At 48.2% G+C, this 24,137-nt stretch carries 20 protein-coding genes; 16 read left to right on the top strand and 4 right to left on the bottom strand.

Annotated features, from left to right (window positions below; genetic code table 11):
- Positions 1-14: 14 nt before the first annotated feature.
- Positions 15-2,390, bottom strand: coding sequence for a zinc-dependent metalloprotease (locus CWI76_RS04955; RefSeq protein WP_126759219.1), 2,376 nt, complete (start codon positions 2,388-2,390; stop codon positions 15-17).
- A 43-nt stretch (positions 2,391-2,433) separates the two neighbouring features.
- Here CWI76_RS04955 and CWI76_RS04950 point away from each other — a divergent pair, with 43 nt between their 5' ends.
- The gene (locus CWI76_RS04950; protein WP_126759218.1) at positions 2,434-2,919 is read left to right on the top strand and encodes an HIT domain-containing protein; all 486 of its coding nucleotides are present in this window, start codon (positions 2,434-2,436) and stop codon (positions 2,917-2,919) included.
- On the opposite strand, the gene fldB is transcribed toward CWI76_RS04950, so the two are convergent.
- Positions 2,894-3,427, bottom strand: coding sequence for a flavodoxin FldB (gene fldB, locus CWI76_RS04945; RefSeq protein ID WP_126759217.1), 534 nt, complete (start codon positions 3,425-3,427; stop codon positions 2,894-2,896). The genes CWI76_RS04950 and fldB overlap by 26 nt on opposite strands.
- Before the next feature lie 130 nt (positions 3,428-3,557).
- On the opposite strand from fldB, the gene CWI76_RS04940 reads away from it, so the two are divergent.
- A complete protein-coding gene (locus CWI76_RS04940) occupies positions 3,558-3,845 on the top strand; it encodes a YfcL family protein (protein ID WP_126759216.1) in 288 nt (95 codons plus the stop codon).
- Here CWI76_RS04940 and mnmC read toward each other — a convergent pair.
- A complete protein-coding gene (gene mnmC, locus CWI76_RS04935) occupies positions 3,802-5,688 on the bottom strand; it encodes a bifunctional tRNA (5-methylaminomethyl-2-thiouridine)(34)-methyltransferase MnmC2/FAD-dependent 5-carboxymethylaminomethyl-2-thiouridine(34) oxidoreductase MnmC1 (RefSeq protein ID WP_126759215.1) in 1,887 nt (628 codons plus the stop codon). The genes CWI76_RS04940 and mnmC overlap by 44 nt on opposite strands.
- Positions 5,689-5,821: 133 nt before the next feature.
- On the opposite strand from mnmC, the gene fabB reads away from it, so the two are divergent.
- The 10 genes from fabB to purF all read left to right on the top strand — a co-directional run bounded on the left by fabB (position 5,822) and on the right by purF (position 17,259).
- On the top strand, positions 5,822-7,033 hold the full coding sequence (gene fabB, locus CWI76_RS04930; RefSeq protein ID WP_126759214.1) for a beta-ketoacyl-ACP synthase I: 1,212 nt from the start codon (positions 5,822-5,824) through the stop codon (positions 7,031-7,033).
- Positions 7,034-7,142: 109 nt separating this feature from the next.
- Positions 7,143-8,354, top strand: a complete 1,212-nt coding sequence (locus CWI76_RS04925; protein ID WP_126759213.1) for a 4-phosphoerythronate dehydrogenase — start codon at positions 7,143-7,145, stop codon at positions 8,352-8,354.
- Positions 8,354-9,370 carry an aspartate-semialdehyde dehydrogenase gene (locus CWI76_RS04920; protein WP_126759212.1) on the top strand — a complete coding sequence of 339 codons (1,017 nt, stop codon included), beginning with the start codon at positions 8,354-8,356 and terminating at the stop codon, positions 9,368-9,370. The genes CWI76_RS04925 and CWI76_RS04920 overlap by 1 nt, the downstream gene beginning before the upstream one ends.
- A gap of 63 nt (positions 9,371-9,433) precedes the next feature.
- The gene (locus CWI76_RS04915) at positions 9,434-11,575 is read left to right on the top strand and encodes a FimV/HubP family polar landmark protein (RefSeq protein WP_126759211.1); all 2,142 of its coding nucleotides are present in this window, start codon (positions 9,434-9,436) and stop codon (positions 11,573-11,575) included.
- On the top strand, positions 11,575-12,372 hold the full coding sequence (gene truA, locus CWI76_RS04910) for a tRNA pseudouridine(38-40) synthase TruA (RefSeq protein ID WP_126759210.1): 798 nt from the start codon (positions 11,575-11,577) through the stop codon (positions 12,370-12,372). The genes CWI76_RS04915 and truA overlap by 1 nt, the downstream gene beginning before the upstream one ends.
- A gap of 99 nt (positions 12,373-12,471) precedes the next feature.
- Positions 12,472-13,335, top strand: coding sequence for an acetyl-CoA carboxylase, carboxyltransferase subunit beta (accD, locus tag CWI76_RS04905; RefSeq protein ID WP_126759209.1), 864 nt, complete (start codon positions 12,472-12,474; stop codon positions 13,333-13,335).
- A gap of 3 nt (positions 13,336-13,338) precedes the next feature.
- On the top strand, positions 13,339-14,622 hold the full coding sequence (gene folC / locus CWI76_RS04900) for a bifunctional tetrahydrofolate synthase/dihydrofolate synthase (RefSeq protein WP_126759208.1): 1,284 nt from the start codon (positions 13,339-13,341) through the stop codon (positions 14,620-14,622).
- A 3-nt stretch (positions 14,623-14,625) separates the two neighbouring features.
- Positions 14,626-15,165 (top strand): SPOR domain-containing protein, encoded by a 540-nt coding sequence (locus CWI76_RS04895; RefSeq protein WP_126759207.1) that lies wholly within the window; start codon positions 14,626-14,628, stop codon positions 15,163-15,165.
- Between the two features lie 72 nt (positions 15,166-15,237).
- On the top strand, positions 15,238-15,729 hold the full coding sequence (locus CWI76_RS04890; RefSeq protein ID WP_126759206.1) for a CvpA family protein: 492 nt from the start codon (positions 15,238-15,240) through the stop codon (positions 15,727-15,729).
- Positions 15,730-15,744: 15 nt separating this feature from the next.
- Positions 15,745-17,259, top strand: coding sequence for an amidophosphoribosyltransferase (gene purF / locus CWI76_RS04885; RefSeq protein ID WP_126759205.1), 1,515 nt, complete (start codon positions 15,745-15,747; stop codon positions 17,257-17,259).
- Positions 17,260-17,317: 58 nt separating this feature from the next.
- Here purF and astB read toward each other — a convergent pair whose 3' ends face one another.
- Positions 17,318-18,655 (bottom strand): N-succinylarginine dihydrolase, encoded by a 1,338-nt coding sequence (gene astB, locus CWI76_RS04880; protein ID WP_126759204.1) that lies wholly within the window; start codon positions 18,653-18,655, stop codon positions 17,318-17,320.
- 246 nt (positions 18,656-18,901) lie between these two features.
- Here astB and topA point away from each other — a divergent pair, with 246 nt between their 5' ends.
- The 4 genes from topA to CWI76_RS04860 all read left to right on the top strand — a co-directional run bounded on the left by topA (position 18,902) and on the right by CWI76_RS04860 (position 24,133).
- A complete protein-coding gene (gene topA / locus CWI76_RS04875; protein WP_126759203.1) occupies positions 18,902-21,535 on the top strand; it encodes a type I DNA topoisomerase in 2,634 nt (877 codons plus the stop codon).
- A 107-nt stretch (positions 21,536-21,642) separates the two neighbouring features.
- Entirely contained in the window at positions 21,643-22,077 is a 435-nt protein-coding gene (locus CWI76_RS04870; protein ID WP_126759202.1) for a hypothetical protein, read from the top strand.
- A complete protein-coding gene (locus CWI76_RS04865) occupies positions 22,074-23,555 on the top strand; it encodes a hypothetical protein (protein ID WP_126759201.1) in 1,482 nt (493 codons plus the stop codon). The genes CWI76_RS04870 and CWI76_RS04865 overlap by 4 nt, the downstream gene beginning before the upstream one ends.
- Positions 23,555-24,133: a hypothetical protein gene (locus CWI76_RS04860; RefSeq protein WP_126759200.1), complete on the top strand. Its 579-nt coding sequence runs from the start codon at positions 23,555-23,557 to the stop codon at positions 24,131-24,133. Before CWI76_RS04865 ends, CWI76_RS04860 begins: the two co-directional genes overlap by 1 nt.
- Positions 24,134-24,137: the final 4 nt, after the last annotated feature.

Genomic DNA, 24,137 nt, shown 5'->3' with positions numbered 1-24,137 from the left:
CGTTAGCTCGGCGTTTAAATAGGAGAGCCTGGCGGTAATTCAGGCGCCGGCTTGAGCGGCCATGGTTTACCAGCAAACCATTGTTCCAATGCATACACAGCGTAATCACGATGAGCAGAATTCGGAGCCTGTTGCCAGCGTTCTAGTTGACGTTGTAAAAAGCTAAATATAGGCGCTTTCACCGAAGCACTTACTTTATCGTGACCATAAGTCGATACAACCACATCGAGAACCTCATAAGCTAAACGTTGTTCAAGTGTTGACGCATTAGCTTCATAGGCAGGCGTTATCGCGGCTTCAGCAACTTGATTAAGAAGAGCGGTTACGTCAGGAATGGCTTTATTGCGGCTGTGTTGTTGCTGTAATCGCTCGAGACGTTGCGAATTCAGCATCAAGTTCAACACAAATCGTGCAGAGCTTGCGGCCATGGTGTCAGGATCTGAAACGAGACCAGTCAAGCCGTTAAAACGCTCACGGTCATTACCTTCACCATAGGACGGTGGAGCAAGCAAGCTGATGATATGCTCTGGCAATGCAAGAGTTTCTGCACGTAATGTCTTACTCAACACTCGAATTGCGCGCAACTGTTGTGACGCGTTAACCGAGCGAATATCAATATCTCCCTCACCTTTTACGGCGTAGTCATAGTGCAGACCGGCGATCATCTTCACCGCCGCTTCGGCTTGATAACGATGTAACAGATACATTGGAACTAGCAGATTTTGTAACTCACTGAGCGGGCGGCCATCAGCAAGATTACCTAAACCGAACTGCTTTAGCGCGGTTTCACGCACTGCCAATACGCGCTCGAGTTCGGTAACTGCATCACTGCCATTATCCCATAAGTGGGCATCTGGATGCGCACCACCGGCAGCGCGAGCATCTCGGTCTGAAATGAAACTTAAGCCGAGACGACGATTCTGTTCTAAAACTGTGGCAGGGTCGCCCTTACCGTAGCCGTAAGCAATCACTTGCATATCCCATAAGCCAACGCCTTCGGTGTATGCATCGGCCAAGGTTAAACCACCGGTTTGGGTATCAATGCTGATCAATGGGTGCGGGTAGTCCATCACCGAGGCGCGATCATCGGCACTTGCGGCGAAGTTGTGTGCAATCCCAAGGGTATGGCCAATTTCGTGTGCTGAAAGTTGACGAATTCGGGCTAAAGCCATTTCTTCAATTTTCTTTTTAATTTGCGTTTGCTGCTCGGCATTGTCGGCTGCAAAAGGCGCTAATAAACCTTGCGCAATTAGCATATCTTGACGAACACGAAGCGAACCTAAGGTTACGTGTCCTTTGAGAATTTCGCCGGTACGCGGATCGATCACCGAGGCACCATAGGACCAACCACGAGTAGCGCGATGTACCCACTGTATCACGTTATAACGAACATCCATTGGGTCCGCGTCGGCAGGCAATTCGCGTACTTGGAAACCATTGGGTAAATCAATGGCAGCAAAGGCTTCAGCCCACCACCGACCGCCTTCTAGCAAGGCAGTTCGAACTGGTTCAGGGACACCTGGATCGAGGTAGTAAATAATGGGTTCGTCTTTACTGACGCGGTGGCGTGGAATGTACTGTACTGTGGTTGGTGCACCGAGTGGAGCGGCATAATCGCGGTGTGCTTCCGACCAAAAACCACTTTGTGGGTGAAATTCACGCGGCTGGTATTGAGAATCGGGCAAACGAATGAACGAATGGTGCAAATGCATGGTTAAGTGGTCGGCATCGGCGGCAACACTGCGCACGTATTGTCCGGTACCTTCACCACTAAACGTAATTTTTGCTTCGAGTTCGGTGTTGTCGGCAAACGATTTGCTACGCGCTGGATAAATCACCGATTTCTCGGTGCTGAGTTTATAGCTACCTTGCTTGGTATCTCGCAAACGTTTTACTACACCATGGGTGTCGCTCAATAAAAACGGTGTGTAATCAATTAACACATGATTTTCATCGCGCGCGACCACGCTAAAGCCCGCAATGACTGAATCGGCGAACGCTTCGTTGATACTTTGACGCTCTGCTTGATTGTCGCTATTCGCACGAAACTGAGTGTTGTGCTGCATCAACAGTACTTTATCACCTTCGATATAGAAGCTAGCGAGCCTCGTTGCGCCAAGTTGACCGCGATCTAGGCCAATATCGTTTGAGCCTAGGCCCCACGGTAAGCTCGTTTGATAAATAAACGGCTGATGTTGTTGTGGCACGAGCAAGTAAATTTTGCCCTGCTCTTGATCGTGATAAAAGGTGAAAAAGCCTTCATGTACACGCATCTCAGCGGTAAACTGGGTGACAGCTGAAGCTGTTGACTCAGTTTTTGAATTTGCAAAAGTGACAGTCGAAAAACTTGTGGTTATAAGTAAAAACGTAAATAAAACAATGCGTAGCATGATTTTGGCTCACCGTTTTAATAACTGATTTATGGATTATTGGATGCAAAACACAACCTCAAAAAACCGTTATAACAAACTCGCTGTGCAAAGTAACGTAGCGAATGCATTGAACGCGGTTGACGGTGACAAATTCACGTTAGATTCTCGCCTAGAAGCAGATAGTTTCTTATTGGCACGCTGGCCGCTGTGCGATGTTCGGCGCTTTGATGATCAGCGTTACGATTGGTTGATGTTAATACCGAGAGTACCTGATAGCGTTGAGTTTACCGATTTATCAGAGCTACAACAGCAGCAATTGGCGGTTGAAGTACAGCAAGTTTCGTTGTTATTAAAAGAGTTTGGTACGGGGCAAAAGCTAAATATTGGTGCACTCGGTAATGTAGTCAGTCAGTTGCACGTGCATTTGGTGATGCGTCATGCGCAAGATCCAGCGTGGCCTGGACCCGTGTGGGGACATTCAGCCGCCAAGCGCTTTGACGATGCGACCAAAGCGACAGAAGTTAAACGCTGGCAAGCTCTTCTTTGAGCTGCGCACACCACTGCTGTATGCGCTCTTCGCTGTATTCATATTGACTGTCTTCGTCGAGCGCTAAACCAACAAAAAATTCGCCATCGGCAGTCAATGCTTTTGAAGCGGCAAAGTCATACCCTTGATTTGGCCAGAAACCGATGCGAATGCAGCCTTGTGTGCCAGGATTGGCCGCCAATTCATCATGCAACATACCAAGCGCATCTTGAAACCAATCGGTATAACCGACCTGATCACCCATTCCGAACAAAGCAACAATTTTGCCGTTCAGCTGTAAATCCGCAATATCATTCCAATGACTTTCCCAATCTTCTTGAATTTCGCCGAAATCCCAAGTTGAAAGGCCAAAAATAATCACATCAAATTGCTCGGCGTCACGCAAAGGCACATCTTTAATATTGAATAACTCGATCTCACCCGGCGCAAACTGAGCTTGAATTTTCTCTGCTGCAATTTCAGTAAAACACGTGGTTGAGCCGTAAAATAAACCAATGCGTAAAGCCATGTCTTGTCGCCTAATCATTGATGAGTTCGAGGAATAAATGAGGTAGGTAGTGTATCAGAAATTACCGCTAATATGGTATGCTTGCGCATCGAATTCATTGAGCCAATCGAGTGTAACTAGGGGATATTTTATGGCATCGGCAGCATTTAACGACTACGTCCAATCACTTGAGCAAGTATTTGACGAGGTCGTCGCCACGGGCACTGATGATGAGCTGTTTGCTAGCGGCTATTTGCGCGGTCATTTTGACTTGGTCGTTGCGCAACTCGAACTGAATGATCATGCCAGTGCCGATGCTGTACTACCGAGCGTGCAAGCCTCTGTTGAACAGGCAAAACACGAGCTGGCGCCGGCCGATATGGCACATATTCAGGCTATGCTGAATCGACTTGAAGCCGTTGCGGCACAAGTCGCTTAATTAGCGCATCAGCCAGTGGTTGGGGTTCCCCAAGCCACTGGCTAACTAACAATTCAGCGCACAGCGGAGCACTGGTAAAGCCGCGTGAACCAAGGCCACTTACTACTCCTAAATTATCTGTTAACCAGCCGCAAGCCGGTAAATGGTCTCGCGTAGTATTGCGCAATGAGGCACGGTTGTTGACTGCGTTTAGCGGAAGTGTCCAAGCTTGTGCAAGATTATCTTGAAGCGTTAGTAAGTTTTCTTCAGTGTCAGCCGGTTCAATGTTTTGGTAACTCTCTTGCTTAAATTCACGGTTGTAGGTAGCACCTACACAATGAGTTAACTCGCCGTTGTGATTCTCAGCTGGCGTGAAATAACCTTTGTAGCACACAACCATCGGACAACTAGCGCTTACTTCGGTTGCCGCAACTTGCGTTACTTGGCCGCGTACATTCTGTGTTTCTATCTGCCATTGGGCTAGTAGCGTTGAGGTATTTGCTCCTGCGGCAACAATTAAAGTGCTGGCTTCATAACGCTTTCCGGAGCTTGCGTCCAGTCGCCAAGTGTTACTAGCCGTCTGTTGGAGTTCCGTGATTTCGGAAACTTCTGTAATGGCTAGACGCGCTCCACAGTTCTGCAATATTTGTTGAACTAAGCGTTGCGGCGGCACCCAACCTGAATTTGGATAAAATAATGCAGGCAGTGCAGGTAAGTACTCCCAAACTTGTTGTGTTTCTGCCGCAGTCAGTGACCTGACCAGGTCGGGCGCATAGCAACCGCTGTCAGCAATTTTCTGCTGGCGCTGTTCACGAATGGCATTAAAGGCAAGCTGAATCACACCGGTTGCATGCCATAAATTCGGACAATTGCTTTGATAAAACTGCCGCGCATGGTCAAACGCACTCACGTAAAACTGACTTAACGGACTGAGTTCTGCATGTAACAGCGGATACACCGCCCCCTGAGCGTTGCCGGAGGCACCATCGGCGATGCCTTGAGTAAGCAAGTGAACGGGGTAGCCGCGTTGGGTAAATGACCAGGCAAGGCACGCCGCGGCAATACCACCGCCTACAATCGTTACTGTTTCGGGCGGTCGCGGTGTAATGGTTGTTTCTTTATGAATTAGGCCACGAAGCATTTCGCGTTTGCGCCCAAAACCCTTGGCCTTAGTGACCGCAAAACCGGCTTCTTGCAAACCACGACGAACAGCACCTGCTGCTGTAAAAGTGGCAAAAGTACCTGAAGGTCGACAGCTTTTGGCCATGGCTTGATAAACATTGGCCTGCCACATTTGTGGGTTCTTATCAGGCGCGAAACCATCGAGAAACCAAGCGTCAACGCTGTTTTCAGCGTTCGGAAGCCAATTCGGCAATTGCTCATGAATATCACCAAACCACAAATCGATAATCACTCGGTTATTATCAAACTGCAGGCGGTGACATCCAGTTTGCGCTGCGGGATAGGCATCGAGTAACGCTTGAGCGAACGCCGCAAGCTCAGGAAAAGCACTGAGCGCCCGTTCAAGATCGGCCTTAACCAGAGGGTACTTTTCAAATGAAATAAAATGTAGCCGCTGATTAGCGGGCGCCGTTTGTTGAAACAACTGCCAACAGGCGAGAAAGTTCAATCCAGTACCAAATCCGGTTTCGGCAACGGTGAAGGTACTGTGCAAAGAGGTTTGCCAGCGTGTTGGGAGATCGTTATGCTGAAGAAACACGTAACGGCTTTCGGCTAATCCGTTTTCATTGTTAAAATAAATATCATCAAATTCAGTGGAAACAGGGACGCCTAAATGGTTAAAAGTAACCGTAGCAGTGGCAGGTTGCTCACTGATTGAACGTTTGTTGAATTGATGACTCACGGAATTTACCTACTGCAGTCAATGAAACATGCGTCATAGTGTAACAATATTTAGGTAAAAAGGCGGAAAGCAGACCACTTTTTTCAAGAAGTGAGCTACCATACAGCAGCGCTCAGCAAGACAGGATAATAGAATGAGAAGAGCAGTGATTACCGGTATGGGCATTGTGTCCAGTATCGGCGTGAACAAACAAGAGGTGTTGGAGTCGTTACAACAAGGACGCTCGGGCATCGAATTTTCTCAAGAATTTGCCGACATGGGATTACGGTGTCAGGTATGGGGACCAGTTCGTGCCAATCCAGCCGACCACATTGATCGTAAAGCACTTCGCTTTATGGGCGATTCAGCCGCTTATGCTTATATGGCAATGGCGCAAGCGATTGAAGATGCCGGTTTGACCAACGAGCAGGTTTCTAACCCGCGCACCGGTCTTGTGGTAGGTTCAGGCGGCGCGTCCGGCGAGCATCAAGTTGCGGCCGCTGACATTATGCGCGAAAAAGGCGTGAAACGAGTGGGCCCATATATGGTTCCGCGTTGCATGGCTTCAACAACTTCCGCATGTTTGGCGACGCCATTTCAAATAAAAGGTGTGAACTATTCAATTAGTTCAGCCTGCGCAACATCTGCACATTGTATCGGCCACGCATTAGAGTTGATTCAGTTTGGTAAGCAAGACCGCGTGTTCGCCGGTGGTGGCGAAGAATTGCATTGGACTCTTGGGATGGAGTTCGATGCTATGGGTGCGCTGTCAACCAAATACAATGAAACGCCAAGCAAAGCATCGCGTACTTACGATGTGGATCGTGATGGCTTCGTGCCAGCCGGTGGTGGCGGTATTTTGGTCATTGAAGAGCTAGAAACTGCCTTAGCCCGCGGTGCTCATATTTATGCTGAAATTGTTGGCTATGGCGCCACGTCAGATGGTTATGACATGGTTGCACCATCAGGTGAAGGTGCAGTGCGTTGTATGAAGATGGCGATGGATACTGTCGACACGCCAATTGACTACCTGAATACTCACGGTACCTCAACACCCGTCGGTGACACCAAAGAGCTTGAAGCTATTCGCGAAGTTTTTGGTGACCAGGCGCCGTATATCAGTGCAACCAAGGCGATGACCGGTCACGCGTTAGGTGCAGCAGGTGTACATGAAGCAATTTACTCATTGCTGATGTTGCAACATGGCTTCGTCGCACCATCCATTAACATCGAAAACTTAGACCCAGCGGCAGAGGGCATGAACATTGTTCGTGAACCGCAAAAAGCTGAGTTAACCACAGTGATGTCGAACAGTTTTGGTTTCGGTGGAACTAACGCAACGTTAGTTTTGCGTAAATATCAATAAAATTAACATCTTCATCATGCATACGGTGGTAAAAAGGTGCGCAAATGCGCACCTTTTTGTTGTATGCTCTTTAACAATTCATCCATCGTTATCTGACAAGGTTTGATTGATGCACCTTTTGGCCGATGCTTCGATGCCGCTGGTTGCCCAACTCGCTGAGACGTTTTCTGATGCGCTTCATGAGCAGGGCATCCCGTTTACGTTGAGTACCTTTCACGGCCGTCAACCTACACCTGAGCAACTTGCGAGTGCCGATTTGTTAATGATTCGCTCAATCACTCGAGTGGATGCTGAACTATTACGTCATGCGCCACGTTTAAAGTGGGTGGGCACAGCAACTATCGGTACCGAGCATGTTGATGCAGACGCGTGTCGGCACGCAGGCGTCGCTTTTGTTTCTACGCCAGGTGTGAACGCCAATGCGGTAGGCGATTATGTCGCCAGCGCCATTAGTAATATTGCGTTAGAACAGGGAGCTTTACCCGCTGGTGAGGTAGCAATTATTGGTGCCGGCCATACTGGGCGAGCTGCGGGCCAACGACTGCGCGGACTTGGTCTAAACGTTCATTTTTACGACCCGCCATTATTGCAAGCTGGCATGCATCCAACTGAAGTCGATGTGCATGCTGATTGGCAGCGAGTGCTAGCGAGCAAAGTCATTAGCTGCCATGTACCGTTGACGAAAAACGGTGAGTTTCCGACCTATCATTTATTTTCTGATAAAAGTATCGCTGCACTTACTGATGATTGCATTTTAATTAATGCGAGTCGCGGTGCCGTTGTTGCTGAGCAGGCATTACGATCAGCAAAACAGCGTAACCAACGGTTGCATGTTGTGCTGGATGTGTGGGAAAACGAACCTCAAATAGCGGCTGATTTATTGCCTTGGCTTCGCTATGCCACTGCGCATATTGCAGGCCACAGTGTTGCTGGTAAAGTGGGTGGTACATTGCGCTTGTTTGCGGAGTTAGCGGGCTTTCTCAAACAGCCTGATTTAGCATTACAACTGCCATCATTGCGGCGTTTATTAAAGCCTTGGCCAGAAGCCGTTCGGGAATATCGTTGGCAGACAGACGCAAGGCCAACATGGCAAATGCTAGCATCTTGGGTGCGTGACATTTATGATATACGCATCGACGATAATTTATTGCGTCAGGCGACCCCAGAACCAGCCGCGTTTGATGCTCTACGGCGTCATTATTCGGCGCGAGCAGAGTTATCACAGGGCATCGTAGTTGGTGGGCGTTGGCTAGCGCAACGTGAGTGGCAGAATCGTTTACAGCAGCTCACATTTTCACACATACAAAAGCAGGAGCAGTAATGTCACGAGCATTTAACGTCGCTGTACTTGGCGCGACCGGATTGGTTGGCCAGCATATGATTGAAATTCTTGAAGCGCGGGATTTTCCGGTCGCCCAATTGTTTCCATTAGCAAGTAGCCGCTCTGCTGGCTCAACGGTTACGTTCCGTGGCGAAGAAATCACGGTAGAAGATGCCGATACGTTTGACTGGAGCCAAGTCGAGCTTGGGTTCTTCTCTGCCGGTGGCAATATTTCGCGTATCTACGCGCCAAAAGCGGCCGATGCAGGCTGTGTGGTTATCGATAATACCTCCGAGTTTCGTTACGAACCGGATATCCCGCTAGTTGTGCCAGAAGTCAACGCGCATGCGTTAGCGGATTTCCGCAATCGCAATATCATCGCTAATCCGAATTGTTCAACGATTCAAATGTTAGTTGCATTGAAGCCAATTCACGATGCGGTTGGTATTGATCGCATCAACGTTGCGACCTATCAGTCGACCTCAGGAGCAGGCAAAGAAGCGATGGATGAGTTGGCGCAACAAACCGCAGCGCTATTGAATGGACGCCCAGTTGAAGTTGAGCGATTTAGTCGTCAAATCGCCTTCAACTGTATTCCACAGATTGATGTGTTTTTAGATAATGACTACACCAAAGAAGAAATGAAAATGGTGTGGGAAACACAAAAGATCTTTGGCGATGAGAGCATTCGGGTGAATGCAACGGCTGTGCGTGTGCCAGTATTTTTTGGTCATGCAGAGGCGATACATATTGAAACGCTACAACCGATTGATGCAGTGCAGGCAAAGGAATTGCTGCGTCACGCACCAGGTGTTGTCTTGTTTGACAATAACGATGATTTTCCGACACAAATAGGTAACGCTGCCGGACACGATGAAGTTTTTGTAGGACGCGTGCGCAACGATATCTCTCATCCACAAGGATTAAACTTGTGGGTTGTAGCTGATAATGTGCGTAAAGGCGCCGCGACAAACAGTATTCAGATTGCAGAACACTTAATTCGCGACTATATGTAAAACTATCCATCTTTCAATGCGGTACCGATAATTACAACGATTACAAAAGAGGGAACCAGCTCAATGAAACGGAATAGCTTGGCACTGGCGGCCGGTATAGCACTGGCACTCGGCTCGTCGGCAGTGGTTACTGCTGACGCGAGCTTTGTGAATACAAGTGCAGCGGCGATGCTGCAAGGTCAGGCCACGTCTCGATGGCAGCCTGATCGGTTCGGTCCAATTGTTTCGTCTGACACGTTGTGGTCAATCGCCATGTATTATGGCGATAAGACTGATCTGTCAGTCTATGAAATGATGGATTTATTCATTGAACTTAACCCTGAAGCGTTTATCAACGGTCGTGCTGACCGAATGATGGATGGCTATTATCTGAAGATTCCCGAAATAGCACAGCGTGCTCGCGCAGCAGACATCGAAAGTAGCTCTGCAGCAGCGACAACGGAATCGCCGAAGGTCACGACAAGTGATATTCCTGAAACGGATCCAAACGATACAACAGATGTTGTTGACGCCGACGAGTCTGAGGCAGATACGGATAGCCCAGTTGTAACGGAGACAGCATCTGGTAGCTCCGATCGCTCTACTGGTCGAGATGCTGCAGACGGTTCGAGTGTCGAATTTGATGTTGCTGAGCTGACGCAGTTGCGTACTCAACTGGCTGAATCGATTTCATTGATTGAACAATTAAATGCTGAAAATAGTGCGTTACAACAACGTCTTGATTCGGTGAATGCAGAGTTAGAACAGCTTCGTCTCAGGGTTGATGCTGAGCAAGTTGCTGAAGATGAATTGCAAGAGCAAATTGCAGCAGAGATTGTTGCGACGAAAATTGAGGCCGGTGAAACAGCTGAGGTATCGCCACAAACGCAACAGCCAGAAGAACCTTCAGCCTCTGCCGAGCAATCAGCGGCAACTGAAGAAAGTTCATCTGAGCCTGAGGCGGCAAGCGCAGATCGTTCGACTGCACAACAGCCAACGCAATCACAAGCAACAGAAACACAAGCCAGCGAACCGAACAAAGCCGAACCAAAAGCAGCTCAACCAAAGCCTGTTAAACGTAAACAGCAATCTGAGTACGAAGAGTTCTTGGATTGGTTGATGCAGCCGTTCCAATTAACACTGGCAATTCTCATTCCATTGCTACTCGCAGCCATCATTTGGTATGTGCTGTACGTGCGTCGCTTAAACCGCGAAACACTGGGCCCGTATAACGGCGCTATGCAAGCCGCTGAACAAGAACAGCAAGAGCAGGGTGGCAAGGAAGAAAAACTAAGTGCTTATGAAGAAGCTGAGCAGGCCGCTTTGGCTGAAGAAGCTGCTGATATGCCTGAGTTTGAGCGTATCGATGATGCAGAAGACGACGTTGTCGCTCAAGAAGCTGCAGCCGAGGATAGTCTTGAGGATGATTTATCAGCGCTTGATAGCAATGAAGATGAATTTGAACGCATAGACGAAACCGTTGATGATGAAGCTGATTTGGATACCTTATTGGCCTCTAGTTTCGATACCGAAGAAACAGCAACCACAACGGATGAGGATTTAGACACTGCAGACGTTGAGGTTGAACCAACCGCTGAAGTAGAGGTTGAGCGTGAAGTTGAGTCAGTAGAACAGTCGCAGCCGGAGTTAGACGAAGATGATTTGTCGCTAGAGTTTGATACAGAAATCGAACCAAAAGACGAGCCTAAAGTTGAAGCTAAACCGGTGGAATCAGAAAGTTCTGACGATGACGAAATGAGTTTAGATTTTCACATCGATGATGCAGAATCTGCAGCAGACGAACCAGTAGCTCCAGCTGTCGACGAAGCACCGGTGACTGACTTAGAGGTTGAGCTTGAGCAGTTTGAAGATGTTGATTTAAACGATATCGACCTCGAAGCTTTGACGACGGAAGAGGCCACCAAACCAGACGCTGAAGACGACGCTTCGGATGATACCGCATTCTTAGAGATTGATGCTCTGCTTGAAGAAGCAGAATCAGCAGATTCTGATTTTGATAGCCCACGGTTTGAGCGTGAATCGGGTCAAGTCGATGATAACGAGGAAACGCCATCGGGTATGATCGATCTTGCTCGCGCTTATTTAGAAATGGATGAGTATGAGTTGGCGCGAACAGAACTTGAAAAAGTGGCGCAGACTGATGACGAAGACGCAAAACGCGAAGCGGCAATGTTATTACAGAAAATTGAAGAACAGGGTCATTAATGAGTAGTACGCGCATTGCGCTTGGTATTGAATACGACGGGAGTCGGTATTTTGGGTGGCAACGACAGCGAGAAGTTGTCTGTGTTCAAGAAGTCTTAGAGCGCGCTTTAAGCAAAGTTGCCAACCATCCGGTAGAAGTTACCTGCGCAGGGCGCACCGATGCCGGTGTTCATGCAACGGGGCAGGTGGTGCACTTCGATTGTCAGTTTGAGCGGGCGATGCCTGCTTGGACCATGGGCGTGAATAGCAACCTCCCCGATTCTGTAGCGGTGCGTTGGGCGCGCGAGGTACCTGAATCGTTTAATGCGCGTTTCAGCGCGACCGGTCGACGCTACCGATACATTATTGCGAATCAAAAAATGCGTCCGGGTATCCTCGGTCGAGGCTTAAGTCATTATCATCAGCCACTTGACGCTGAACGTATGCACGAAGCGGCACAACACCTTATCGGTGAGCATGATTTTAGTGCGTTTCGAGCCGCTCAGTGCCAGTCGCACTCGCCAAATCGCTGCGTGACACGAATTGATGTGCGTCGCTATGGTGATTTCATTGTGGTTGATATTGCTGCCAATGCGTTCTTGCATCATATGGTACGCAACATTGTTGGTAGTTTGCTTGAGGTTGGCAAAGGCGAGCAGCCATCGTCTTGGCTTGCAACCTTATTGGCAGGGCGTGATAGAACACAAGCTGCAGCAACTGCGAAAGCCGAGGGATTATATTTGGTACAAGTGGACTATCCGCAAGAGTTTGATCTTCCGCAATTACCACCCGGTCCACTTTGGTTACCTGACTTATAAGACCACTTTTTGCTAAACTGATTTCATAGAATATGCTTTAATAGAGCGTATTTACTGGCAATTACGCCACCTGACTGAACAAGTTAACAACGGAATATTATGAGCTGGATAGAGCGAATTCTTGCAAAACCGAAAAGCAACAAACGCCGCAACATTCCGGAAGGAGTGTGGGCGAAGTGTACGAGTTGCGATGCTATTCTCTATAGTGCTGATTTAGAGCGCAGCTTGAACGTCTGCCCAAAGTGTGACCATCACATGCGCGTATCTGCGCGAGTGCGTTTGGCGAACTTTTTAGATGACGGCAAGGGCGAAGAGATCGGTGCAGAACTCGAGCCAAAAGACGTGCTCAAATTCCGTGATTCGAAAAAATATAAAGATCGTATCGCGGCGGCTCAGAAAGCGACCGGTGAGAAAGATGCGCTAGTGGCACAAAAAGGCCGCTTAAAGGGTATGCCGGTTGTTGCCGTGGCTTTTGAATTTGAGTTTATGGGCGGTTCGATGGCATCCGTTGTTGGTGCGCGTTTTGTTAAAGCGGCAGAAGTTTGCCTGCGTGAGCGTATTCCACTGATTTGTTTTTCAGCATCAGGCGGTGCTCGCATGCAAGAGGCGTTGTTGTCTTTGATGCAAATGGCAAAGACATCGGCAGCATTAGCACGTATGAGCGAAGAAGGTCTCCCGTTCATCTCAGTTCTTACCGACCCAACAATGGGTGGTGTATCAGCAAGTTTGGCTATGTTGGGCGATATCAATATCGCTGAACCGAAAGCTTTGATTGGTTTTGCTGGTCCGCGAGTGATTGAGCAGACCGTACGTGAAACTCTTCCTGAAGGTTTCCAGCGCGCCGAATTCCTTGTTGATCATGGCGCTGTAGATATGATTGTGGATCGCCGTCAGATGCGTAATCGAATTGCTGCCTTATTGGCAAAATTTCAGCACCTACCGGCCGTTGCTGACGAATATTAAGCGATGACTACCCCAGTTAAACCTTCCTCTTCAGCCGGGCTTAATGCCTGGCTGAGTTATTTAGAGCAACTGCATCCAAGTGCTATTGATATGGGACTTGAGCGTGTCAAAGCGGTTGCTGAACGGCTTGATCTCACCTCAACGAATGCGCAGGTATTTACTGTTGCCGGTACAAACGGCAAGGGCTCAACAGTTCGTTATCTAGAAACTATTCTGCGTTGTGCTGGCTACAGTACAGGTGTCTATATTTCGCCGCACCTGCACCACTATGCTGAACGTGTACGTATTAATGCCGAGCAACTTGCTGAAAACGAACATGTTGCAGCTTTCGCAGCAATCGACGAAGCGCGCGGAGACATATCACTCACCTATTTTGAATTCGGCACTTTAGCCGCGCTGTGGTTAATGAAACAGCGCGAGTTAGATGCTTGGATCCTTGAGGTTGGGCTAGGCGGACGGTTAGATGCGGTTAACATTATCGACGCCGATGTCGCGCTGTTAACCAGTGTCGGTATTGACCACATTGGTTTCCTCGGTGATGACCGCACCGGGATTGCTCGCGAGAAAGCCGGTATTTTCCGACCGCAACGTCCGGCAATTGTTGGCGAACCTGATTTTCCTGAAGTAGTCGCGAATGCAGCGTTAGCACAAGCGGTTGATCTTCGACGCGTCGGTAAAGATTTTCACTATCGCATGACTGGCGTTTCAACGTGGCAATTCCGCGATGACAATAATTTCTTGCAAGAGCTGCCATTGCCGCAATTACCGCTACCGAATGCCGCAACAACTATTGCTGCGCTCGCTGCTAGTAAATTACCGGTATCTGACAAAGCCATTCGTGAAGGTTTAAGCCAAGCTCGCGAGCCGGGGCGATTGCAGTTTTTAGCTGGTGATGGCAAAAACAGAGTCGATACGCTACTCGATGTGGCACATAATCCACATGCCGCGAATTATTTAGTGCAAGCGTTACTGAATCGTTATCCGCAGCGTGAGGTTGTTGCTGTGGTGGGTATGCTTCATGATAAAGATATTGCTGGTACATTAGCCGCTTTGCAGCCGGCTGTATCACGCTGGTACTTTGCTAGTTTGTCGGAACCTCGCGGTGCAACCGCAGCGCAACTATTAGAGCAGGCACCAAGTGATGCGACCAACACCGAATGTTTTGATAGTGTTTTGGCGGCTTACGAAAAAGCGCATCACGATGCTTTATCCAAGCAATCGTCACAACCGCTGGTATTGGTATGCGGCTCGTTTTACACTGTAGGGAAAATTCCAACAACGGAGTAGTTCATGGCCTCGCAGTTGCAAAATAGAATTGTCGGAAGCGTTATTCTGATTGCCCTCGCGGTAATTATTTTACCAGAACTGTTTGATGGTAAACCGCAGCAACAACAAGAGTCATTTGAGGCGATTCCGCTGCAACCAGAGGTTGAGGTTGCCGAGGTACCAGCAAAATCGGTTCCGCAACAAGAAGAACTTCCAGACTCACTTGAAAAAATTGAAACCCTCGAAATTGACGCCGATGATGCGCCTGCTATTAAAACGGCACAGAAGAGCACGCCAGATGCACCTAGTAACGCTGAACTACAGCAGCCGGGTTGGATTATTCAGTTAGGTGTATTTCGTAATCAGGCTTCTGTTGATCGCTTAGTAAAAGAGCTTCGCGCCGCCGGTTACCCAGCATACCGTGAAGTGGTTCAAACCGCCGATGGCCCGCGTAACAAACTACTGGTTGGCCCAGGCCTAGTAAAAGAAGAACTGGAAGCAGATCTACCAAAGTTAAGAGAATTAACTGATCTCAATGGTCGAGTTTTTCGCTACGAGCCATAATAATTTTGCGCAAAATGTCAGCCTTTCTGATACAATTCGCGCGAAATTTTAATCCGCTAGGGAATGCTAACAATGGTCTGGATTGATATCGCGATTTTAGTGGTAATAGGTCTTTCGACGTTAATCAGCTTAACCCGAGGCTTCGTCAAAGAAGCTCTATCATTAGCCATTTGGGTGGCTGCCTTTTTTATCGCAAAATTTTTCTATCTCGACCTCGCTACGCTGTTTACCGGTATTCAGGATGAAATGCTCCGTAACGCAGCTGCCGTCGCGGCATTATTTGTTGCAACGTTAATTGTTGGCTCCGTAGTGAATTATCTAATTGGCCGTCTTGTGGAGAGTACTGGTTTAACCGGCACCGATAGACTACTAGGCGGCTTATTTGGAGCGTTACGCGGTGTACTCATTGTCGCCGCGTTGCTATTTTTCATGGATTCTTTCACCGGTTTATCCGATGAACCATGGTGGCAAGCTTCAGAGTTAATTCCGCATTTCGGTGTGGTCATTCAGTGGTTTTTTGAATACTTGGAAAATACATCAAGTTTCTTACCCCAAAATGTTTAATGAGGTTGTTGTTGCATGTGTGGCATTGTTGGAATTGTAGGTAAAGACCCAGTCAATCAAGCGTTGTATGACGGTTTAACGATGCTACAGCATCGTGGCCAAGATGCCGCCGGTATCATGACCGTTGATAACGGCACACTGCGTTTACGTAAAGCCAATGGCTTGGTGCGCGATGTCTTTCATACGCGGCATATGCATCGTCTACAAGGTCGTATTGGTATTGGTCATGTTCGCTATCCTACTGCAGGTAGCTCGAGTTCCGCTGAAGCCCAACCGTTTTATGTCAACTCGCCATTTGGTATCGCTATGGCGCATAACGGGAACCTGACGAACGCTCATGAGTTGCAAGAGCAGTTGTTTGCGAAGGCTCGCCGTCACATCAACACCACTTCTGATTCTGAAATTCTTCTTAACGTATTCGCCCACGAACTGTATCAACAAGAAAGCTTGCGCTTAACACCGGAAGACGTGTTCGCAACCGTTGCTCGTGTGCATCGTCAAATTCGTGGCGCCTATGCCGTGGTTGCCATGATTATCGGTCACGGTATTGTCGCGTTTCGCGACCCGTGGGGTATTCGCCCATTAGTATTGGGTATGCGCGAGACTGCGAATGGCAATGAATATATTGTTGCCTCTGAAAGCGTTGCCGTTGATGGTACCGGTTTTAAATATGTGCGCGATGTTGAGCCTGGCGAAGCGATTTATATTACGGAAGATGGCGAATTGTTCTCGCGTCAGTGTGCTGATAATCCGCAGCACTGTCCGTGTATTTTTGAATATGTTTACTTTGCTCGCCCAGATTCATTTATCGATAAAGTGTCGGTGTATGCATCGCGCGTCAACATGGGCCGCAAGCTTGGCGAGAAGATTAAACGCGACTACGCCGATTTAGATATTGATGTGGTCATCCCAATTCCAGAAACGAGCTGTGATATCGCATTGGAAATGGCGAACATTTTAGATTTGCCGTATCGCCAAGGTTTTGTGAAAAACCGTTATATTGGCCGTACATTCATTATGCCTGGGCAAACTCAGCGCCGTAAATCGGTACGACGTAAACTGAATGCGATTAGCGCCGAATTCCGTGGCAAGAATGTTTTGTTGGTGGATGACTCCATTGTGCGCGGCACAACCTCTGAGCAGATTATTGAGATGGCACGTGAAGCGGGCGCGAAGAAAGTCTATTTCGCTTCAGCAGCACCAGAAATCCGTTTCCCGAACGTTTATGGCATTGATATGCCAAGTGCCAATGAATTGATTGGTCACGGTCGTGAGGCCTCAGAAATAAATGACTTGATAAAAGCCGATGGCCTGATTTATCAAGAACTCGACGACTTAATTGCCGCGGTTCAACAAGAGAACAAAGATATCACTCGTTTTGAAACCTCGGTATTCAATGGCGAGTATATTACTGGTGATATCAATCAGAGCTATCTAGATCGCTTAGATGCAGCCCGTAATGACGTTGCCCGCCATGGTAACGATCAAAGTGAAGATGCTAATCTCGAGCTTCACAACGAAGACGAATAAAGCGAATCAGCAATAAAAAAACGGACGCCTTGGCGTCCGTTTTTTGTTTCCACATAAATTAGAGCTGGAACGGATAGACCGAGCCGATTTTGAGAATTTGAGTTAACTCATCAAGTGCCGTACGCGATTCCATTAACAGCTGTGGGTCACGTAAATCGGCCACACTTAGCTCATCGCGGTAGTGTTTATCCACCCATTGGTTCAATCGAGCGAACAACTCGTCGTTCATGATGACCGCTGGGTTCACTGCCGCTAACTCAGTGTCGTTAAGCGCAACACGTAAACGTAGACATGCAGGACCACCGCCGTTACGCATGCTTTGCTTCACATCAAAGTAGTGAACTTGGCGAATTGGTGTATTGCGGGTCACCAAGTCAGCTAGGTAAGCTGCAACACGAGGATTTTCCTGACACTCAGTTGGTGCAATGATAGCCATCGTGCCATCTTGCATGGTCAGAAGCTGTGTATTGAACAAGTAGGTTTGTACTGCATCTTCAACTGACACTTCTGAGGTTTTAACTTCAACGAAGTGAACCGGTTCGTCGCCAAATTTGCGCTGAATTTCGGCGAATTTCGCTTCGGTATCTAAAAATGCTTGCTCGTGGTAGAACATGACATTTTGGTTGCCCACGGCAATCACGTCGTTGTGAAAAACACCTTGATCAATCACAGCTGGGTTCTGCTGAATATACACGGTGTTTTCGTCGCTCAACCCGTGTAACCGCGCAATAGCTTGTGACGCTTCATAAGTTTGACGCGCAGGAAATTTGCTTGGTGCCGGTTTGCTGCTATCAAAGGCGTAGCGACCAAAGGTGAAAATCTCAACACCGGCATGGCCATAGTTGCTGCACAAACGGGTATGGTTTGCTGCGCCTTCATCACCAAAGTGCTCGTTATCCGGCAAGTGAGTATGGTGTGCAAAGTAACGGTTGTTATTAAACATCGCCTGTAAAATACGACCACTGGTGGTCGGTTCCAGCGAGCGATGAAACTTATTGGTTAAGTTGGCTGGTGTAAAATGCACTTTGCCATCAGCGGTGTCCGCACCAGGTGATACCGTCGCGGCATTGGCTGTCCACATACTTGACGCTGAACAGACAGCTTGGAAAATCTCTGGCGCTTGTTGCGCGGCTTTGCTTAATACTTCGGCATCTGATCCGCTAAAGCCTAAGCGGCGTAAGGTTGCAACGTCAGGGCGTTCTTGTGGTGCTAAAACACCTTGAACCATGCCCATATCGTGCAGCGCCTTCATTTTCGCAAGACCTTGTTTAGCCGCAGATTTTGGACTAGAGGTAGATTTAGCATTGCTTAATGAAGCAACGTTTCCGAACGACAGCCCGGCATAATTGTGGGTTGGGCCAACCAGGCCATCGAAATTAACTTCATAGTGGTGCATGCTCAAACAAACCTCCATTGCAGTTGCAAGCGTTGAATTGTTGGCTATTATACCCGCAAGTTGGTCTTGGCGTAAGGGCTGAACGCCTTGATTTTATTGGTCTGATGCGCGTGTAAGTCAATTGGTGCATAGATATAAAGCAAAAACGTATTTTTATGATTTTTGTTCAGGGTGGTTGTGCAATAGCCGCAGAACAGATATATCTAAAAAAAGAATCCCACAAGCTTACGGATAAAAGAGAGTCGCATGGCAAAAGCGTTAGTTATTGTCGAGTCGCCAGCAAAAGCGAAGACAATTAATAAATATTTAGGGAATGATTTTGTGGTGAAATCGAGCGTGGGTCACGTTCGTGACTTACCGACAAAATCAACCGCGACCGTCAAAACCAAGCCGCCGGCTGAAGTTCGAAAGATGACGCCGGAGCAAAAAGAAGCTTATCGGCAAGAGCGTGAGTTCCAAAAATTAGTGGCCCGCATGGGTATTGATCCGCAACATGGGTGGGAAGCTCACTATGAAGTGTTGCCCGGCAAAGAAAAGGTTGTGGCTGAACTGAAGAAGCTCGCTGCGAAAGCTGATGCTATTTACCTCGCAACGGATTTGGACCGCGAGGGGGAAGCAATTGCTTGGCACTTACGAGAACTGATTGGCGGCGATGACAGCCGATTCCAGCGCGTGGTGTTTAATGAAATTACTAAAAAAGCCATTCAAGAAGCATTCTCTAATCCTGCTGCTTTGAATATTGACCGTGTGAATGCACAACAAACGCGTCGATTCCTCGACCGTGTTGTTGGCTTTATGGTGTCGCCATTATTGTGGAAGAAAATTGCGCGTGGGCTGTCAGCAGGTCGCGTACAATCGGTCGCGGTGCGCTTAGTGGTTGAGCGTGAGCGCGAAATCAAAGCTTTTGTGCCAGAAGAATATTGGGATATTTACGCCGATTTAGCGACGCAAAATAGTGATGAATTGCGCATGCAGGTGCAAAAGTATCTCGGCAAGACCTTTAAAGCGAACGATAAGGCCGCTGCCGACGCCGCTGTGGCTGCATTGAAGGGTGCCCAATACAAAGTCATAGACCGCGAAGATAAACCGACTAGCAGCCGTCCCTCGGCGCCGTACATTACGTCAACCCTGCAACAAGCCGCGAGTACGCGGTTAGGCTTTGGGGTGAAAAAGACCATGATGTTGGCACAGCGTTTGTACGAAGCGGGTCATATTACCTACATGCGTACCGACTCAACCAACTTGAGCCAAGAGGCTGTGGCTACTTGTCGAGACTACATTGGCAAGAACTTCGGCAGCGATTATTTGCCAGCGAAACCGAATGTTTATGGCTCTAAGCAAAACGCCCAAGAAGCCCACGAGGCCATTCGTCCTTCAAGTGTGGGCGTTAAGTCAGAAAATTTGCGGGATATGGAGCGTGATGCGCAACGTTTGTATGAGCTCATTTGGCGCCAATTTGTGGCGTGCCAAATGACGCCAGCGCAATACGATGCAACCACCATTTCCGTGCAAGCCGGTGATTATGAGCTGCGTGCCCGTGGGCGAGTGTTGCGCTTCCCAGGTTGGACCAAAGTGCAGCCGCCAGCAGGCTCGAAAAATAATGAAGATGCGACGTTGCCAGATGTGAAGAAAGGCGAGGAGCTGGCACTGCAGCAACTTGATCCGCAGCAACACTTTACCAAGCCGCCAGCACGCTTTAGCGAAGCCTCGTTGGTGAAAGAACTTGAGAAACGCGGTATCGGCCGGCCATCAACCTATGCATCGATTATTTCTACCATTCAAGACCGCGGCTATGTACGGGTAGAAAACCGTCGTTTCTATGCGGAGAAAATGGGCGAGATAGTGAATGACCGTTTGGTTGATAACTTCCCGCGCCTATTGAACTACAGCTTTACTGCTGAAATGGAGCAGGCGCTGGATGAAATAGCCGAAGGAAAACGGAATTGGAAAGCAACGCTAGATAAATTCTACGAAGATTTCAGTGCGAAATTACAACAAGCTGAAATGACACCAGAAGAGGGCGGCATGCGCCCGAATCAAATGGTGCTAACCGACATTAAATGTCCGAAGTGCGGTCGCCCGATGGGCATTCGCACCGCGTCAACCGGCGTGTTCTTAGGATGTTCTGGCTATGAACTGCCACCGAAAGAGCGTTGCACCCAAACCATGAACCTGTTGCCAGGTGAAGAAGCTGTACGCGTGAAAGACGATGACGACGAAGCGGAAACCATGGCGCTACGGGCGAAAAAACGCTGCCCGAAATGTGGCACCGCCATGGATAGCTACCTAATTGACCAAGAACGCAAACTGCACGTGTGTGGTAACAACCCAGCGTGTGATGGTTATGTGGTTGAACAGGGCGAGTTCCGCATTAAAGGTTACGATGGCCCGGTGCTTGAGTGTGACCGTTGTGGCAGTGACATGCAGTTGAAAACCGGCCGTTTTGGTAAGTATTTTGATTGTACCAATAGCGAGTGTAAGAATACCCGTAAGTTACTGAAAAACGGCCAACCAGCGCCACCAAAAGAAGACCCTGTGCCGTTCCCTGAACTACCATGTGAAGACTCGAACGCCTATTTCGTGTTGCGTGATGGGGCTTCGGGTGTGTTTTTGTCAGCGAATACCTTCCCGCGTTCACGTGAAACCCGTGCGGTGAAAGTGAGTGAGCTGAAGCGCTTTAAAGATCGCATTCCAAGCAAGTTCCATTACTTAGCGGAAGCGCCTGAAAAAGACGACGACGGCAACGAAGCCATTGTACGTTACAGCCGCAAGAACAAAGAACAGTACGTGATTACCGAAGTAAACGGTAAAGCCACCGGCTGGCAAGCGTTCTACCGTGACGGTGACTGGGAAGTGCAAGAAGGGAAAAAGCGTAAGTAATAATCGGCGCAGCAATGCGCCATCTCCACCTTGTTAGCCGCACATGGCTAGGCTAGATTAAAACCCTACTGCGAAGGAACGCAGTGCGTGGCTAACAAGGAGGTTTTATGGTTCATAAACCATGTCGGACGTCAGTCCATCAGTACGTCATCGCAAGCAGCTTAGCGCTGAGCTGCTTGTGGTCGGCGTCAGCATTCGCAACGTCTTGTCCGGTTTATAAGTTCTCCTCCACAACTAATAAAATTCCCTTTGACCAACGAAGAGGAAAGGATGGTTCTAATGCTCGTCAAAATAGATTGACGTTAAAGAAAGGACTTCTCCAACCGCAGCTCGAACAGTTTTTGCGTGATCAATTCGATATTGAAACTATCGATTGGCGCGTCTCTTCTCATTATCAATGGCCATCTAATTTCACTTTAACAGCAGACAGTACCGAAGCGCTTTTGGAACAGTTGTTAGTGCCGTATACGTTTGTAGTGACGATGTACTCAAATCATGCCGCAATTGTGAGTTATCGTTACGAAGCAACGGGAGCATTATGACTATGCGTAGTTTCGTTGTTTTACTATGTCTCGTTATCAACGGTTGCTCGATTGTTCAAGAGTCGGATTTGCAGCAACAGCACCAAAGTGCGAGTGAACGTCTCAGCAATTTGCAAGAGCTCGATAAAAAGCCACACCGGGTGAACTTTAAGAAGCAACTTTATGTTCCTCCACTACAGAAGAACACAGCGGATTTACCTGCATGGAGTGCACAACCCATCACCATATCAGCACAAGGTCTTGCGGTGGGTACATTGCTAACACAAGCCCTAGAGCCACATGGTGTCGTACCGTATTTTGATAATGAAAAACTATCGCAACAGCAAATCCATATGCAATTTTCCGGCTCGCTTGCCGAGCTATTACAACGAGTAGCGAGTCGGTATCGATGGCACCTTGAATGGCGAGATGAATTGTTGCTCGTTCATGAATTTGAAGTTGCCGAATTTGACGTTGCATTTATTGCTGGAGATACCAGCTACTTTTTAGGTAGTCGCGATCAGCAGCAACAAGGACAAAGTGCAACGTCTGAATTTACCCAAGCCAACGTGGTTAGCAGTAAAAGTGAACAGTACCTTAACTTTAGTAGCGATAAATTATCGGTTTGGATGGACCTAGAAAACGCCTTAACGATGTTGCTATCTGAGCAGGGGCGCTTGACCGTAAATCAAAGTTCGACATCTGTTTTGGTGCGAGATTATCCGCACCACGTTTCCCAAGTAAGAAATTACTTAAAACAGCAAAATGAGCGGCTTACCCGACAAGTCGCAATCGATGTGCAAATCATAGAAGTGACGTTTAACGATGCTCAGCAATTCGCAATTGACTGGGACGCTATTGTGAGAACAGCGGGAGGGGAAGGCGTACTCGGATTTGCGTCGGCTCAATTAAGCACTCTTAGCGGCGGCCAAGTTGTGTGGCAACAACAGCAGGGAAAGGCGGCAGGATCCCAATTATTGATTGATGCGCTACAACAGCAAGGACTTGTTCAAATCAGTAATCACCCGCGTGTTGTTAGTTTGAACAACCAGATAGCTAGAATTGTACTGGAAGATAATGCGACCTACCTAGCTGCCGCGGGTTCGGCGGCGACGGCAAATGTCGGTCGAGCCGATGTGTTGCAACCGGGGGTGGTTACGACGGGATTTGAGTTGTATTTATTGCCCAGTATTCGGGCTAATGAAGTTATTCTTCAATTATCTACAGAGCTCTCTGATCTTGAACGCATAGATGAGGTTCGTTCAGGTACACAGATGATCCAAACGCCGCACACCAATCGGAAGAAATTCTTCATGAAAGCATTAGTCGCTCACGACCAAACATTGTTAATGAGCGGCCTTAAAAATGAACGCCACTCAACGCTGCAGCAGAACAGTTGGTGGAGCACATTACTGGGCGGGCGTGATGAGCAGCAGCGTCGTCATAGTGAGACGTTAGTGTTGCTCACCCCACATATTATCAGTCGCGAGGTACAGTAATGATCGACTGGTGTATAGCTGGGTGGCGACAGCAATCCTCGCAGAAAGCCCAAATTTTAAATTGGCTCGCTGAGGCAAGAAAACTAGGTTTTGAGCGCTATAGTTTAGTCAAGCAAGGTCATCATTATTGGCTTTGTTGTTGCAACTATGCCGATGCTGACGTTGCTATTTATGTGCGTGAGCAGATTGAGTCGAATGCTGCGGTTTTTGTGCAACAGGAAAGTAATCAGTTGATATGCGTTGCATGGAATGGCGATACCTTACTAGGTGCAAGCCAATTTCCGGCAGATAGCCTGGGCGTTAAAAGTTTGTTCTTCATCACTCAGCACTGGGTCTCCAACGATGGAATGCGTTGTCCATTATTGATTGGCGGTCGTCGTACACGCGAACTCTTGGAGGCTCAGATAGGAAATGATATAGCGGTTTTAGAGGTAAGCGAAGTAAACCTCAATTCATATTCAAGAAGTTCAAAGTTACATTCAATTCGTCGCTCACCATTTTGGTTAAGGCGAAGAGTAGTCTTTGTCGCTATTAGCCTGGTTTTCGCAAGTGCAACGACAGTTAGTTGGGTCTATTAGCCTA

Origin of the sequence: Pseudidiomarina marina, from assembly GCF_003987045.1 — a bacterium.
In the GTDB taxonomy this organism is placed as follows: Bacteria; Pseudomonadota; Gammaproteobacteria; order Enterobacterales; family Alteromonadaceae; genus Pseudidiomarina; species Pseudidiomarina marina.
This window is presented reverse-complemented; position numbering and strand designations above follow the sequence as displayed.

What these genes read in the sequence shown, in the direction of transcription:
- CWI76_RS04955 (WP_126759219.1), bottom strand. Translation starts at nt 2,390, where the DNA reads ATGCTACGCATTGTTTTATTTACGTTTTTACTTATAACCACAAGTTTT.
- CWI76_RS04950 (WP_126759218.1), top strand. Translation starts at nt 2,434, where the DNA reads ATGCAAAACACAACCTCAAAAAACCGTTATAACAAACTCGCTGTGCAA.
- fldB (WP_126759217.1), bottom strand. Translation starts at nt 3,427, where the DNA reads ATGGCTTTACGCATTGGTTTATTTTACGGCTCAACCACGTGTTTTACT.
- CWI76_RS04940 (WP_126759216.1), top strand. Translation starts at nt 3,558, where the DNA reads ATGGCATCGGCAGCATTTAACGACTACGTCCAATCACTTGAGCAAGTA.
- fabB (WP_126759214.1), top strand. Translation starts at nt 5,822, where the DNA reads ATGAGAAGAGCAGTGATTACCGGTATGGGCATTGTGTCCAGTATCGGC.
- CWI76_RS04925 (WP_126759213.1), top strand. Translation starts at nt 7,143, where the DNA reads ATGCACCTTTTGGCCGATGCTTCGATGCCGCTGGTTGCCCAACTCGCT.
- CWI76_RS04920 (WP_126759212.1), top strand. Translation starts at nt 8,354, where the DNA reads ATGTCACGAGCATTTAACGTCGCTGTACTTGGCGCGACCGGATTGGTT.
- CWI76_RS04915 (WP_126759211.1), top strand. Translation starts at nt 9,434, where the DNA reads ATGAAACGGAATAGCTTGGCACTGGCGGCCGGTATAGCACTGGCACTC.
- truA (WP_126759210.1), top strand. Translation starts at nt 11,575, where the DNA reads ATGAGTAGTACGCGCATTGCGCTTGGTATTGAATACGACGGGAGTCGG.
- accD (WP_126759209.1), top strand. Translation starts at nt 12,472, where the DNA reads ATGAGCTGGATAGAGCGAATTCTTGCAAAACCGAAAAGCAACAAACGC.
- folC (WP_126759208.1), top strand. Translation starts at nt 13,339, where the DNA reads ATGACTACCCCAGTTAAACCTTCCTCTTCAGCCGGGCTTAATGCCTGG.
- CWI76_RS04895 (WP_126759207.1), top strand. Translation starts at nt 14,626, where the DNA reads ATGGCCTCGCAGTTGCAAAATAGAATTGTCGGAAGCGTTATTCTGATT.
- CWI76_RS04890 (WP_126759206.1), top strand. Translation starts at nt 15,238, where the DNA reads ATGGTCTGGATTGATATCGCGATTTTAGTGGTAATAGGTCTTTCGACG.
- purF (WP_126759205.1), top strand. Translation starts at nt 15,745, where the DNA reads ATGTGTGGCATTGTTGGAATTGTAGGTAAAGACCCAGTCAATCAAGCG.
- astB (WP_126759204.1), bottom strand. Translation starts at nt 18,655, where the DNA reads ATGCACCACTATGAAGTTAATTTCGATGGCCTGGTTGGCCCAACCCAC.
- topA (WP_126759203.1), top strand. Translation starts at nt 18,902, where the DNA reads ATGGCAAAAGCGTTAGTTATTGTCGAGTCGCCAGCAAAAGCGAAGACA.
- CWI76_RS04870 (WP_126759202.1), top strand. Translation starts at nt 21,643, where the DNA reads ATGGTTCATAAACCATGTCGGACGTCAGTCCATCAGTACGTCATCGCA.
- CWI76_RS04865 (WP_126759201.1), top strand. Translation starts at nt 22,074, where the DNA reads ATGACTATGCGTAGTTTCGTTGTTTTACTATGTCTCGTTATCAACGGT.
- CWI76_RS04860 (WP_126759200.1), top strand. Translation starts at nt 23,555, where the DNA reads ATGATCGACTGGTGTATAGCTGGGTGGCGACAGCAATCCTCGCAGAAA.